This is a genomic window from Novosphingobium sp. HR1a (genome assembly GCF_015594425.1).
Lineage (GTDB): Bacteria > Pseudomonadota > Alphaproteobacteria > Sphingomonadales > Sphingomonadaceae > Novosphingobium > Novosphingobium resinovorum_A.
The window spans coordinates 34,410-47,512 of record NZ_JABXWS010000077.1 but is presented as its reverse complement, the minus strand read 5'-3'; the positions used below and the strand labels follow the sequence as shown (position 1 = coordinate 47,512).

General features: G+C 64.2%; 16 protein-coding genes. 6 read left to right on the top strand and 10 right to left on the bottom strand.

The genetic code is table 11. The features are described 5' to 3' along the window. Positions 1–6 precede the first annotated feature (6 nt). Genes HWN72_RS20895 through HWN72_RS20875 form a run of 5 tightly spaced genes read right to left on the bottom strand, consistent with a single transcriptional unit; the run spans position 7 to position 5,159 of the window. Positions 7–738 (bottom strand): amino acid ABC transporter ATP-binding protein, encoded by a 732-nt coding sequence (locus HWN72_RS20895; protein WP_008830615.1) that lies wholly within the window; start codon positions 736–738, stop codon positions 7–9. Further along, positions 735–1,811: an amino acid ABC transporter permease gene (locus HWN72_RS20890; protein ID WP_289357284.1), complete on the bottom strand. Its 1,077-nt coding sequence runs from the start codon at positions 1,809–1,811 to the stop codon at positions 735–737. The genes HWN72_RS20895 and HWN72_RS20890 overlap by 4 nt, the downstream gene beginning before the upstream one ends. A gap of 5 nt (positions 1,812–1,816) precedes the next feature. Then, positions 1,817–2,944: an ABC transporter permease subunit gene (locus HWN72_RS20885; protein WP_211151265.1), complete on the bottom strand. Its 1,128-nt coding sequence runs from the start codon at positions 2,942–2,944 to the stop codon at positions 1,817–1,819. Beyond that, positions 2,944–3,987, bottom strand: coding sequence for an amino acid ABC transporter substrate-binding protein (locus tag HWN72_RS20880; RefSeq protein WP_211151264.1), 1,044 nt, complete (start codon positions 3,985–3,987; stop codon positions 2,944–2,946). Before HWN72_RS20880 ends, HWN72_RS20885 begins: the two co-directional genes overlap by 1 nt. Beyond that, complete coding sequence (locus HWN72_RS20875) at positions 3,984–5,159, bottom strand: PLP-dependent aspartate aminotransferase family protein (RefSeq protein WP_008832318.1); 1,176 nt, start codon at positions 5,157–5,159, stop codon at positions 3,984–3,986. Before HWN72_RS20875 ends, HWN72_RS20880 begins: the two co-directional genes overlap by 4 nt. Before the next feature lie 559 nt (positions 5,160–5,718). Between HWN72_RS20875 and HWN72_RS20870 the strand changes: the two genes are divergently transcribed. Next, on the top strand, positions 5,719–6,270 hold the full coding sequence (locus HWN72_RS20870) for a hypothetical protein (RefSeq protein ID WP_008832317.1): 552 nt from the start codon (positions 5,719–5,721) through the stop codon (positions 6,268–6,270). 133 nt (positions 6,271–6,403) lie between these two features. Here HWN72_RS20870 and HWN72_RS20865 read toward each other — a convergent pair whose 3' ends face one another. The 5 genes from HWN72_RS20865 to HWN72_RS20845 are packed head-to-tail and all read right to left on the bottom strand — an operon-like array spanning position 6,404 to position 10,372. Beyond that, complete coding sequence (locus HWN72_RS20865; RefSeq protein ID WP_211151263.1) at positions 6,404–7,270, bottom strand: copper resistance protein B; 867 nt, start codon at positions 7,268–7,270, stop codon at positions 6,404–6,406. Continuing rightward, on the bottom strand, positions 7,270–9,048 hold the full coding sequence (locus HWN72_RS20860; RefSeq protein WP_008831485.1) for a copper resistance system multicopper oxidase: 1,779 nt from the start codon (positions 9,046–9,048) through the stop codon (positions 7,270–7,272). Before HWN72_RS20860 ends, HWN72_RS20865 begins: the two co-directional genes overlap by 1 nt. A 25-nt stretch (positions 9,049–9,073) precedes the next feature. Further along, a complete protein-coding gene (locus HWN72_RS20855; RefSeq protein WP_008831486.1) occupies positions 9,074–9,646 on the bottom strand; it encodes an RNA polymerase sigma factor in 573 nt (190 codons plus the stop codon). A gap of 7 nt (positions 9,647–9,653) precedes the next feature. Continuing rightward, positions 9,654–10,094: a periplasmic heavy metal sensor gene (locus HWN72_RS20850; protein ID WP_008831487.1), complete on the bottom strand. Its 441-nt coding sequence runs from the start codon at positions 10,092–10,094 to the stop codon at positions 9,654–9,656. Between the two features lie 2 nt (positions 10,095–10,096). Further along, the gene (locus tag HWN72_RS20845; RefSeq protein ID WP_172705117.1) at positions 10,097–10,372 is read right to left on the bottom strand and encodes a hypothetical protein; all 276 of its coding nucleotides are present in this window, start codon (positions 10,370–10,372) and stop codon (positions 10,097–10,099) included. A gap of 175 nt (positions 10,373–10,547) precedes the next feature. Here HWN72_RS20845 and copC point away from each other — a divergent pair, with 175 nt between their 5' ends. From copC to HWN72_RS20825, 5 genes are all read left to right on the top strand, one after another. Next, positions 10,548–10,928 carry a copper homeostasis periplasmic binding protein CopC gene (copC, locus tag HWN72_RS20840; protein ID WP_008831489.1) on the top strand — a complete coding sequence of 127 codons (381 nt, stop codon included), beginning with the start codon at positions 10,548–10,550 and terminating at the stop codon, positions 10,926–10,928. 10 nt (positions 10,929–10,938) lie between these two features. After that, entirely contained in the window at positions 10,939–11,805 is an 867-nt protein-coding gene (copD, locus tag HWN72_RS20835) for a copper homeostasis membrane protein CopD (protein ID WP_008831490.1), read from the top strand. Between the two features lie 127 nt (positions 11,806–11,932). Next, positions 11,933–12,358, top strand: a complete 426-nt coding sequence (locus HWN72_RS20830; protein ID WP_008831491.1) for a polyketide cyclase — start codon at positions 11,933–11,935, stop codon at positions 12,356–12,358. Between the two features lie 349 nt (positions 12,359–12,707). Beyond that, positions 12,708–12,830 (top strand): hypothetical protein, encoded by a 123-nt coding sequence (locus HWN72_RS31640; RefSeq protein WP_008831492.1) that lies wholly within the window; start codon positions 12,708–12,710, stop codon positions 12,828–12,830. Positions 12,831–12,851: 21 nt separating this feature from the next. Next, positions 12,852–13,085 carry a hypothetical protein gene (locus tag HWN72_RS20825; protein WP_236727446.1) on the top strand — a complete coding sequence of 78 codons (234 nt, stop codon included), beginning with the start codon at positions 12,852–12,854 and terminating at the stop codon, positions 13,083–13,085. The last annotated feature ends 18 nt before the right edge of the window (positions 13,086–13,103 follow it).

The window sequence follows — 13,103 nt, the reverse complement described above, 5'->3', positions numbered from 1 at the left end:
GTCTCCTTAAAAGGGTATCTTGTCCAGGAACGCCCGTGTGCGCGGGTGCCGGGGATCAGTGAAGAAGGTTTCGCCGTCCGCGATCTCGACGATCTGGCCTTCGTCCATGAAGACCACGCGGTCGGCCACTTCGCGGGCGAACGCCATCTCGTGAGTGACGCAAACCATCGTCATGCCGCCACGGGCAAGGGCCTTCATGATGTCGAGCACTTCCTTGACCATCTCGGCGTCGAGCGCGGAGGTGGGCTCGTCGAACAGCATCAATGCAGGATCCATGCACAGCGCGCGCGCGATCGCCGCGCGCTGCTGCTGGCCGCCGGAAAGCCGCGCGGGGAACTTGTCCGCCTGATCCGCGATGCGCACGCGTTCCAGCATGGTGTATGCGATCTCGCGCGCGTGCTGTTCGGACAGACCCCGAACCCGAACCGGGGCGAGCGTGCAATTCTGAAGCACGGTCAGGTGCGGAAACAGATTGAAATCCTGAAACACCATGCCCACACGTGCTCGAATGGCGCGCAGGGCCAGCGGATCGGCGGACAGGGCCTGCCCGGCGACGAAGATTTCCCCGGCCTGATGCTGTTCCAGCCCGTTGACGCAGCGGATCAGCGTGGACTTGCCGGACCCTGACGGGCCACAGATCACCACCCGCTCGCCCGCCTTCACATGCAGCGTGACATTGCGCAGGGCATGAAAATCGCCGTACCATTTATGCACGCCGACAAGGGACAGCGCCGTCATCGTCGGCCCTCCTCAAGCGTCTCCTCAAGGTGCAGCGAATACCGCGCTACCCCGTAACAGATCACGAAATAGACCAGCGCCACCATCAGGTACGTTTCGGCGTAAGGCATCGGCCAGGCGGGATCGTTGAGCACCACCCTGCCCGCGCTGACGAGATCGAAAAGCCCGACCACCATGACGAGGCTGGTATTCTTGATGACCACAATGATCGTGCTGGTCAGCGGCGGCAGTACCTTGCGGACGGCCTGCGGCAGGATCACGACACACAGCACGTCGCGGGAGCGAAGGCCCAGCGCCTGCGCCGATTCCCATTGCCCGCGCGCCACTCCCTGCAGGCCACCGCGCAAGACCTCGCAGAAGTATGCCGCACTGACGAGCGTGAACACCCCCAGCGCCCGTGTGAGATTCTCCAGCCGGATCGTCTCGGGCAGCAGCAGCGGCGCCAGGAACGAGGCGGCGAACAGCAATGTCACCACCGGCACGCCGCGCAGCACTTCGACCAGCCCGCCAGCAACATAGCGGATCAGGGGCAAAGCACTGCGTCGCGCCAAAGCCAGCGCCAGACCCAGCGGAAAGCCAAACGCCAGCGAGAGCACCGTCATCAGCAGTGTCACCGGAAGCCCGCCCCACGACGCCGCCGGGACGGGTGACAGGCCCGCTATTCCGCCGGCCATCAGCGCGACGGCGAGTACCAGCCCCACCCCCCAGGCCGCCAGCGTCGTCCGGTTCCAGTGAGCACGAGGCATCGTCCACAAGGTCAGCGCCGCCAGCATCGCAACGACGGCGATCGGCCGCCACATCTGCGCCTCGGGGTAAATGCCGAAAAGGATGAACGGCGCCTTGTAACGCAGGAAAACCCAGCAGGCCCCCGCATCGCGGCATGCCTCGCCGTCGCCCTGCCATACGCCATGCGCGAAAGCCCAAGCCATCAGGTGCGGTAGCCCCCGCTCGATCGCCGCCACGAATACCAGCGTGGCGAGCAGGTTAGCGCTGCCGCCGAAAAGCGTCGAAAAGCCGCCGGCGGTTTTGCGGCCGGATGGGGGAGCCTGCGCCGGCTCGGGAATGGTCTGCACGAAGTTCAACGCGCCCACCTCGCACTGCGTCGCTCCAGCGTTCCCATCCCCAGCGAGATCGTCGCCGCCAGCGTCAGATAGACAAGCGCGACCAGCCCCACGCATTCCAGCGCATGACCGGTATGGTTCATCGTCGTATTCGCGATGGAGTTCAGGTCGGGATATCCCACGACAAGCGCCAGCGTCGAATTCTTGAGGATGGCGGCAAACTGGTTCGTCATCGGTGGCACCATCACCCGAAGGGCCTGAGGCACAATGACAAGGCGCAGGCTCTGGCGGTCGCCAAGACCCATGGCGCGGCAGGCATCCCATTGCCCGCAAGGCACCGCCGCGATGCCGGCACGGATGATCTCGGCGGCAAAGCCGCTCGCATAAAGCACGCTGCCGAATGCAACCGCCGCAAATTCCGGCGTAATGCTCAGCCCGCCGACGAAATTGTAGTGATCCAGGTGCGGCACGTCGGGCGCGACGCCGAGGCCGAGCGACAGCCACAGAACACCTGCGGATATCACGGTCGCCAGCGTCACCACGCTCGCCAGATGCAGACGGCCCCGCCATGCGAGCACGGCCACCGTCAGCAGCCCGCCGACGACTACCAGTAAAAGCGGCAGCGCCGTCCCGGTAATACCGAAGGAGGTGACGTAGAGACCGCGATCGTTGAGGAAAATGCCGGGAACCGCCTGAAGCGCGCGGCCCGGCTCGGGCAGCGTCACCGTGAGAACACCGTACCAGAACAGCAACTGCACGACGAGCGGCGTATTGCGCACGGCATCGATGAAGACGCGTGCGCTTCCACTCGCCAAAAGATGCTCGGAGCGTCGGGCCAGGGCGAGCGGAATGCCCAGCAAGGTCGAGAAGACAATCACGACGAGCGCCAGCAGCACCGTGTTGCCCAGCCCGACGACGAGCGCGCGCGCGAAAGTGTCCGAAGGCGAATAGGCGAGTATCGTTTCGGAGATCGGAAAACGCGCCGTGCTCCCGAGGAAACCGAAATCGAGCACCATGCCGCGGACCGACAGGTTATGTGCCGCTACGGCCAGCAAGCTCGCCCCAAGCGTAAGCACGAGGACCGCGAACAGCGCCTGCGGCAGCCACCAGCGCACCAGGTCCCGAGAAGCGATCTTCCTGTCCATCAGTAGAATCCGATAGGCAGCATCAGCCCGCCGTCGCGGCGCAGCCGGTTGGGACCTCTCGGGATGTTCAGCCCGCTGCTTGCGCCGAGGTTGGCATCGTAGACTTCCGCGTAGTTGCCGACCTGCCGCACGATCTGATAGGCGAAATCGTCGCGCAGGCCGAGCGCGCGCCCGTTGCCTGGCTCCACGCCCAAAAAGCGCCGGATCACCGGATCGCGCGAACCGCGCATGCCCTCGACGTTGGCGCGGTTGATCCCCAGGTGCTCGGCCACGATCATCGCCTCGATCGAGAACTTTACAATGTCGAACCACTGGTCGTCGCCATGCCGCACGGCCGGGGTCAGCGGAGCGATGTCGTCGCTGGCGGGAATGATGGCGAAACGATGCTTTGGCTTCATCGCCCTCAGCGCGATCAGCGCAGACTGGTCGGTCGCCAGCGCATCGCAGCGGCCTGCCAGGAACGCCTGCCGCGTGCTCTGCACATTGTCGAAGATCACCGGATGCATCGTGACATGAGTACGCCGCGCGACATCTGCGAAGACGATCTCGGTCAGCGACCCGGTCTGCACGCATACTGTGGCACCATCGAGGTCGCGCAGCGTCCTGGCGCCACTGTCGGCACCAATCATGAACGCGGTGTAGTCGTAATAATTGGGTATCGTGAAATTGATGCCGCCCGCGTCGCGCTGCAGGGTCCATGTGGTAGTGCGGGGAAGCACGTCGATCTCGCCGGTAAGCAGCGCGGTGATCCGTTGCTGGCCGGTCAGCGGCACGAAACGCGCCTTGTCCCGGCTGCCGAGCGCAGCCACTGCGATCGCCCGGCAGGTATCGACATCCAGCCCCCGCCAGCGGCCGTGCGAATCGGGAGCGCTGAAGCCGGTGGTGTCCTTGCCCGCGCCGCACCGAACATATCCGCGCGCGCGCACCTCGGCGAGCGTGGGGCCACCCGCAGCCGGTGTTGCCGGGCCTTCGGAGCAGGCCCCCAGCAGCACACTGCCGGCCACCAGGCACGCAAGGGAGAGGAATGCGCGGGCAACGGTCATGGCGCTGCCGTGGTGCTAGCTGCCCCCAGACGGTCGAGCAGGCCAAGGAGATCGGCGAGAAGATCGTCCGGATCCTCCAGGCCGATGCTGATGCGCAGCAGGCGCCCTTCGGGATTGCCGCCGAGCCGTCCGCGCACCGTCATCGGCGCAACGAGACTGCGCGTCCCCCCCCAGGATGCACCGATCACGAATATCCGCATCGCGGCCAGCGCGTCGTCCAGCAGGGCGTCCAGTTCCGGCTGCAGGAGAAGGCTGAATACACCGCTGGCGCCCGTCATGTCGCGCTTCCAGAAAGCGTGGCCAGGACAATCGGGAAGCGCCGGATGCAGCACTCTCGATACGGCGGGATGAGAGCACAATGCCCCGGCAATGCCGGTCGAAACCTTGCCTATATGGGCCATGCGCACGCCCAGCGTCTCGATACCGCGCAATACGAGAGCACAATCATCGGGCGATACTCCGATCCCCAAGACCTTGGCCATCGCCCGCAGACGGACGTGCCAGTCCCGGTCGCGCACCGTCACGCTCCCGAGCAGGACATCGGAATGGCCGGCCGCGTACTTCGTCAGAGCTTCGACCGAGAAATCCATCCCGGCCGCAAGCGGCTTGAACAGCAGCGGGGTCGCCCAGGTATTATCGCAGCCTGTCAGTATGCCCCGCCGCTGCGCGACGGAAACTATAGTGGGCAAGTCCTCCACTTCCATGGTCGCGGAGCCGGGGGACTCGGTCCAGATCAAGCGAACGCTGTCGTCGATGAAGTCTTCTATCCCGCTGCCCGCGAGCGGAGGATAGATCCGGTGCCTTATGCCCTGCGCCGCCAACACATCGGCGCACAAGGCGCGTACCGGCGGGTAGACAGTGTCCGGGATCAGCACGGTGTCGCCAGGCTTGAGCACGCTCAGGAACAGCAGCGCGATGGCCGCCTGCCCCGATGGCAACAGGATCGAGCGCGCGCCCTGCTCAAGCGCAGCGATCTGCGCTTCCAGCACGCGCGTGGTCGGCGTCCCGTCAAGGCCGTACGCGTAGCCGTCAGGCTCGCGCAGACGGCGCTGTGCATAGGCGTCGGCGTTCGGAAACACGATGGTCGATGCACGATGGGTTGGCACCGCAAGGCTGGAAAAGCCTGCCCGGTCCACCTGCGGGCGATGAACGAGTTGCGTCAGATCCTTCATCGGTGTCCTCTTGCGTGAAAGCCACCATGCAGGGTCAGGACAGCGACCTCAATTGGCGACTTGTTCGCGGTCCATAAACCTTCGTTATGGGCTAGCTCCTTTCCATGAGGGAAGGTGCGCGTGGCCGCCTCATCGAGAAAAGCCCCCGACGCCGGGCCGCATAACATCCAGACATGGCGCCGTTCCCGACCATCGATTGTATTGAACCGCGTGGCCGGCTCGTTGCGCGGGCAAAGCGAGTGGCCGGATCTGCCCACATGGGGAATGGCGCTGCGCTTGGAAGGATCGGTGGCCGCGCGCTGGCATGGTTCAGCGTGACAAGCCTGCTCTCGCTGGCGATCGATCATTTCATGGACATGGGCGCCCGGCCACCAATGTCCTGGGCTACACCATCGCCACTTGCGTCGTCTCTCATTGGGAAGACAGGCGCCGCATGCGCGAAGAGGTCCTGTCCGCGCATGCATAACACCTGCGCATGGATCGAGAAGCGCTAATGAATTGTGCGCCGCGCGACCGACCGTAACATCCCTGCACGAATACAAGCATCGGAGCAGCATCCATGAATTCGCTTAAAGCCGGCCTGTTCGCCTTCGCCGCCGCGTCCCTGACCATTTCAGCAACCGCGTCGGCGCATCCGGGCCATGCCGATGCCGAACTGCCCGATTCCTATGCGATCTCGACCCCGCAGATCGCTTTCTACAACACGCCCAACCGCAAGCATGTGCTCATCAACAAGGGCGACCCCGTCACCCTGGGCAAAGTCGCCGTCGATCTCAAGACGGCGTCCAACGTGCTCGTTCAGTTCACCAGCGGCCTTGCGACCGTGACCCCCGAAGGCTGCCCTTGCTCGGTCCGCGTATCGATCCAGTTCGACGGGCAGGATCCGATCGTCATCAAGCGTGTCAACCTGGGCACAGCCAAAACCATGATCGGCGACAAGTACCAAGTCGATCGGCAGTCCGCCGACGGTTCATTCGTACTGCCGCTTCCGGCAGGGCATCATGAAATCTCGCTGGTCGTCCAGCGCATCGAAGGCGACAGCGAAGTGTTGCATGCGTTCTACCCGAACATGCAGGCGCTCGTTTTCCCGGCCGCTCCTCATAAGCACTGAGGCGAACAACCCTCACCTGACGCCCAGCCCGGACGATCCCGGGCTGGGCTTTTTGTCGGCACTTGCGTTTCGTTAAAGAGCGATGACTTTACCTTGAATGACCGTTGGTCATTCAAGGTAAAGTCATCGCGCCCTAGAACATCGCCCTGAAGCCGAAGACGGCGGAGAGGCCGGACACATCCTCGCCGGCGGTGCGGGCCAGTCGTGCGGTTCCGGCCAGCTTGCGCTCCCAGTGTACACCGACATAAGGTGCGAGGGAGCGATTGCGTTCATACCTCAGCCGCGCGCCGAGTTCGAGGCGCTCGAACCCCGATCCGACCGCCAGTGCGGGTACATCCTGAAACGCGAAATCGACTTCGGCTTCGGGCTCCACCACCAGCGACTGGGTGATGCGCTGCTGATAGCCCGCCTTGCCGCGCGCATGGACATCGCCTTTTTCGGACACCAGCAATTGCCCGGTAACGTCGAACCAGTAAGGCGCCAGGCCCTCGATCCCGATCAGGGCATAAGTCCGCTGGGGATCGGGACGAAAATCGTGGCGCACGCCCAACTGCAGATTGAACCACGGGTCCAGCGCATGACGCCAATAGGCATTGAGTTCGATACGTTCGGCCCGGTCGCCGAAAGTGCCCTCGCCCTCGCTGGCAAGCACCGCGCGATCGATATCGCCGCCGTACCAGGCCTGCCCGTCCCAGCCGAAGCCGTCCTTGCCGTTGGCCGCCCGATATTCCAGCCGGTCGATCTGGAGCGCGAAAGTGCTGAAATCCATCTCGCCGATCATCGCGCTGCGCGATGCGGCCATCCGTTCGGGTGCGAACACGTGGTCGGCGGCGTGGTCCTGCGGCGGCAGCGGCGCTGGCGCATCGCCCGGCTGATCCGCAGGCGCCTCGTTCGCCGACATGTCCATCATGGAATGGTCCATCCCCGCGTGATCCTGACCCCAAGCCGGTACGGGAGCGGCCGCGAGAAGGATCGGCAGCAGTGCCTTGCGCAGCGCCATCAGCCTTCTCCCTGCGCCGAATCGCGCCGTACGGTGACCACGCGCATCATGCCTGCATGCATGTGCAGCAGCATGTGGCAGTGAAAGGCCCAGTCGCCTTCCGCGTCCGCCGTCAGGTCGAACGCCGCCTTGCCGCCTGGCAGGACGTTGACCGTGTGCTTGCGCGCGCGGTGTCCGGGATCGCCCTGTACCAGTTCGAAGAAGTGCCCGTGCAGGTGGATCGGATGCGGCATCATCGTGTCGTTGATCAGGGTGACGCGCACCCGCTCGCCAAGCCGGAAGGGGATCGGCGCTGGGTTTTGCGACATTGCGGTGCCGTCCATCGACCACATGTAGCGTTCCATGTTGGCGGTCAGGTGCACCTCCACCTGCCGCGTCGGCACGCGCGGATCGGGGTTCGGATCGCGCGAACGCAGGTCCGCATACGTCAGCACACGATGCTCGACGTTCTCCAGCCCGGTGGGACGATCCGCCAGCCGGTCCACCGGCATCGGCGATAGCGTGGCGACACCCGGTCCCATCTTCACGGACGGCGCCACAGAAGCATCGCGCATCTTCATGGAATGGCCCGACATGCTCTCGTTCGCGGGCTTGGACAGGTCGATCTCGCCGTCCTGCCCCATGTCCATGCCGGACATGTCCATGCCCATGTCGCGCATGGTCAGGAGCGGGCGCTTGCGAAGCTGCGGCACCGACGCAGCCAGACCCATACGCTGTGCCAGGGTCGCGCGGACCTGCCCGGAACGATCGAGCGCCTCGGCAATGATGCCATAGCTTTGCTCGGCCCCCGGCTCGATGATGAAGTCGTACGTTTCGGCGATGGCGATCTGCACTTCGTCCGTCTCGACCGGCTGGACCAGGTTGCCGTCCGCCGCCACCACCATCAGCGGCAGGCCGGGAATACGGAAGTTGAAATTGGTCATCGACGACGCATTGATCACCCGCAGGCGTACCCGCTCCCCCGGAGCGAACAACCCTGTCCAGTTCTCCGCCGTGCCATGGCCGTTGATCAGGAAGCTGTACGTCGACCCCGTCACGTCGGAGATGTCGCTGGCATCCATCCGCATCTGGCCCCAGGCAACGCGATCGGACAGCGACTGGTCGCGGCCCGCCACCAGTCCTTCCAGTGTCTGCTTCTGACGGTTGAAATAGCCGCTCAACATCTTGAGGCGGCGCATCTGCTCGTGCGGGTGGATCGGGCTCCAGTCACTCAGGACCAGCACATGTTCGCGCTCGAAGGCCAACGCATCGGATGCGGCGGGGTCGATGACGATCGGGCCGAACAGGCCCATCGCCTCCTGCATGCCGGAATGCGAATGATACCAGAACGTACCCGAATGACGCAGCGCGAACTCGTACGTGAAGGTCTCGCCGGGATCGATGCCGGGGAAGCTGATCCCGGGCACGCCGTCCATCTGGAACGGCACCAGCAGGCCATGCCAGTGGATCGATGTCTGCTCCCGCAGCCGGTTGGTTACGGCGATGCGCACCGTCTGTCCTTCGCGCAGGCGCAGCAGCGGAGCGGGCAAAGTGCCGTTGACGGTCACCGTATGGCCCGAGCGGCTACCGGTGGCGAAGTGGCTTTCGGCGATCTGCAGCGCGATGCTCTCGCCCGATAGCACGCCCGATCCGGCAGCGGCATGGGCGATTCCGGCGGTTCCGCTGCGCGCCCATGCCGGGAACAGCCGGGACAAGCCGAGAGTACCCGCCAGCGCCCCGCCCATGGCGAGAAGGCGGCGGCGATCGAGGGCGATGGTGGTGAAGTCCGGCGAAGTCATGCCTCTCAATACGTCAGCGGACGCCCTATCCCTCGACAAGGTGCGACAATTTCTGCCGCGCGCGGTAGATGCGCGTTTCCACCGCCTTGCGGCTGACGCCCAGGATCGCGGCGGCTTCGTCCTGCGGCAGCCCCTCCATGGCGCAAAGCAGCAGCGGCTCCTTGAGCGTATCGGGCAGGGCTGCGATGGCGGCGTGAATCCGCGCGACTTCCTGCCGGGACTTCAACGCCGCCTCCGGATCGGGCTGTGCATCGGGCACGTGCGCGGCATCCTCGATCGGTAGCGCGAAGGCGAACAGTCGCCGCACCGCGCGCCGCCGCGTCCAGTCGCGGCACTTGTTGAGCGCGATGCGCAGAAGCCAGGCGCGGAACGGCCGTGCCGGATCATAGCGATGCAGCGACAGGAACGCGGCCACGAAGCTGTCCTGCGTGACGTCCAGCGCATCGGCCTCATGGTCCAGATAGCCGCGCACCATGCGGAACACCGCGCTGCGATGCGCCTCCATAAGCACGTCGAACCCGAACTGTTTCCCCGCCAGCGCTGCCGCCACGGCGGCTGCATCGTCTCTGGCATCGTCCTTGGAAGCGGAACCCGTCACCGCAGCGTCAGTCCTGCGGCGGCGACGTCAGGGCCTTTGCCACGGCCTTGTCGAAACGGCCGGTCTGGTCGGAACGCAGCACCCTGCGCATGGCGAAGACATGCTGCAGCGTCGCCTTCTGCAATTCACCCATGGCCATGTGCGAGCGGTCGATCGCCTTTTCCACATCGGGGCCATAGGCATGTTCGCGGGTGATCGCAGCGGCCAGATCGGCATTGGCGGCGCGCATCTCGGTTTCGATTCTGCGGCGGTGTACCGAAAAATCCTGCTCCAGCTTGTCGATACGACGCCCTTGTTCCGCATCCAGCGTGAGATCGTGATGAAGCACAACATGCAGACCGCTTTCACCCGACATGTTTGCCCGCAGGCTCTGTCCGATCCACAGCGCCGCCAGCGTCATCAGGGCCGTTGCAACCGCTACGACGCAATACCGATAAAGCGACACCATGCTCAGACTTTCAGAATTCGGGAGGGCGCGGCATCGGGTATCGTCAGTAACGCGTCGCGGTCGTTGCGCCCCAGATCGAAGACGGACGGTTGCTGGGAATAAGCGCCAAACAGCCCTACTATGATCGCCACGCCGCACCCCGTCAGCAGACCACGACGAACCGCCAGACGCTGCTGCCCGGCCGCAACCCCGGCCAGCACGGCGCCGTTGATAGAGGACAGCGCATCGGGCATTCGCTCGTCACGCAAGATGCCGAACATATCCTCAAGGTCGTTCATCTGCCCAGTCTCGCCATGATCCATCACGTCCCTTTATACGCGAAGCCTGCGCACATCCCTCAGTGCCGGAAGGCGCGAAAATTCTCCAGCGGTGTTTGAGGGATGCAACGGACAGCCGCGTATCTTCAGGTGCAAGTCGGTCGGAATCCTTCCCCGACTGGATAAAGGACATTCCATGCGCCTGGTTTCCCTTACCGCCGCCGCCCTGGCCCTTGCCGTTGCCGCCGCCCCTTCCATCGTATTCGCCCATCCCAAGCTCGTGAACGCAATGCCGGCGGCAAACGCGACGGTCGGCAAGGCCAACGCGATCTCGCTCACGTTTTCAGAAGATCTCGTCGGGCCGCTATCAGGTGTCGACCTCGTCATGACGGGTATGCCGGGCATGGCCGATCACAAGCCGATGCCGATCAAGGGCATTACCGCCAAGGCAAACGGCAAGATCCTTTCGGTCGCCCTCCCCCGCCCCCTGCCGACCGGGAGCTATATGCTGTCCTGGCATGCCGTAGCCGCCGACCAGCACCGGGTCGAGGGCTCCTATACTTTCACGGTTCGCTAAGGGCGCTTGCGTGAACGCCCTCGTCGTCGCCCGTTTCACAAGTTACTTGTTTCTGTTGGCAGCGGCGGGGCTACCCTTTTACGGGACGATCCGGCGCAGGCCGCCATACGATCCGGCCCGGCGCATCGTTCTTCTGTGCATAGCGGTCATTGCCATCGTCGCTTCCGCAGCATGGGCGATCGTCAATGTGGCAGCCATGGCAGGGGTGGAACTGCACGAGCTCGACACCGAAACCGTCTTCATGGTCCTGCGGGCAACACCGTTGGGAAACGTAGTGCAGACACGCCTGGCATTTCTGGTGCTGTTTTGCGCTGCGCTCGCATGGCGTCCCACTCCGTGGCTACTTTCCGTCTTCGCGCTTCTCGCCCTTGCGACATCGGCCTGGGCAGGTCACGCTGGCGCGGGTGAAGGAGCATCGGGAACATTGCTTCACGCCAGCGACGTCATCCATCTGTTCGCCGCGGCGCTCTGGCTAGGTGCGCTCCTGTCGTTCACCACGCGGCTGTTCTGCGGGTTGGAGCCCGCACAGGTGATATGCGATCTTGCCGAATTCGCCGACGCCGGAACCATTGTCGTCGCCGCGCTGATCGGCTCCGGTCTCGTTAACGCCTGGTTGATCGCTGATCCGTCAAAAGACGGCCTCGGCACTTTGTCATACGGATCTTGGCTTTCGCTTATCGGCGCCAAAATCCTGTTTTTCGGCGCAATGCTTGGCTTTGCCGCTCTCAACAGATGGCGTTTGGTTCCATCGGTTGTCGCGGGCTCGCCGAGCGCTGTCACAATGCTCAAATGGTCGCTGGCCCTGGAAACTGCCTGTGCGATCACGGTCATAATCATAGTGGCCTACGCCGGCCAGCTCTCGCCATCCAGCGCGTGATCACGCTCATCGGGACATGGCGGCAGCTTTCCCGATGTCGCCCAGCAAACTTTGACGATACGATCGGCCAACGCCTTTGCCCCGGCCCGCAGAGGCGCGCGCGGAATACCGGCAAAGGAGTTGTGCGATGGCAAGTCTCGAAGCCCGCCTGATCGGCCTGACGATCGATCGTTCCATGAAAGAGGCCTACGCCTTTGCCAGCCAGCCCGAAAACTTTCCGGAATGGGCGGAAGGCATGTCGTCCTCTCTTCACCGCGAAGGCAAAACGTGGAGGGCAGAGACACCGCTGGGGGAGGCCACGATCAGGTTCAGCCCTCCCAATGAATTCGGCGTGCTCGACCATTGGGTCACGCTGCCGGGCAAGCCCGTCATCTACATCCCGCTGCGCATGATCGAGAACGGGACCGGCACACAGGTGGCGTTCACGCTGTTCCGGCAGCCGGGCATGAGCGAAGCCGATTTCGATCAGGACGCCGCGATGGTCGAGAAGGATCTCGCCGCGCTAAAGCACCTGCTGGAAAGCCGTGAGCCTCCCCAAAGCGGCCAGGCGTGACCGGCAGTCTCGAGACACCTGAGGCCAAGGCTGCCTGCCCCACCGAGCGTTCGTCCGAGATCGTTCACGAATGGGCGTCGCGGCGAGTTCACAGGCGCGCTGTCGCTGCCGTGCGAGCTGCTCCCGCGCAGCCGGTCGATACGCATCGTTTTGCGCCGCAAGCAACATATGCTGCTACAACCGATTGTAATCGAAGTCTTGCAAGGAGATTTCCGAGCGCAATAGGTCGATCGCTTCTTCGCTGCTGCCCGTGACTTGAGCGCTGGCGGCATGCGGTCCTGCTTCCGAAGCGCCTGACGACCCTGCATCCTACGTCAGCAACGACGAGATCCGCTGGACCGACGCGGCCTTGCGCGATCTGCGTGCCGCCGATCTCGTGCCGGACTACGTGACTTCGGTTAATCCGGGCGCGTTCTATGGCTGGCCCTATAGCTACTACGGCAATCACGCAGACCCGCGCGTCCATCCGTAGAAGCCCGAGATGGTGCGGAAGGTGAGCACGGCAGTTGGCATCACCGCCAGCTGGCTGGGATACAAGGTGGTATGGTTTCCCTTCACGAACGGCCGTCCTTCTGGCAAGCCGCGCGAATTCGTGATCGGGTTCATAGGACCCGACGGCAAGTCCCGGGGGTGTGCGGTAGGCGCGACCTACGATCCGGTCCGCCGCGCGCTGCGGGTCGCCGACGACTTGTCGAACACGGTCTGGCGGATCACTCCATCAGGTTGAAGCGCCATTCGTCATTGC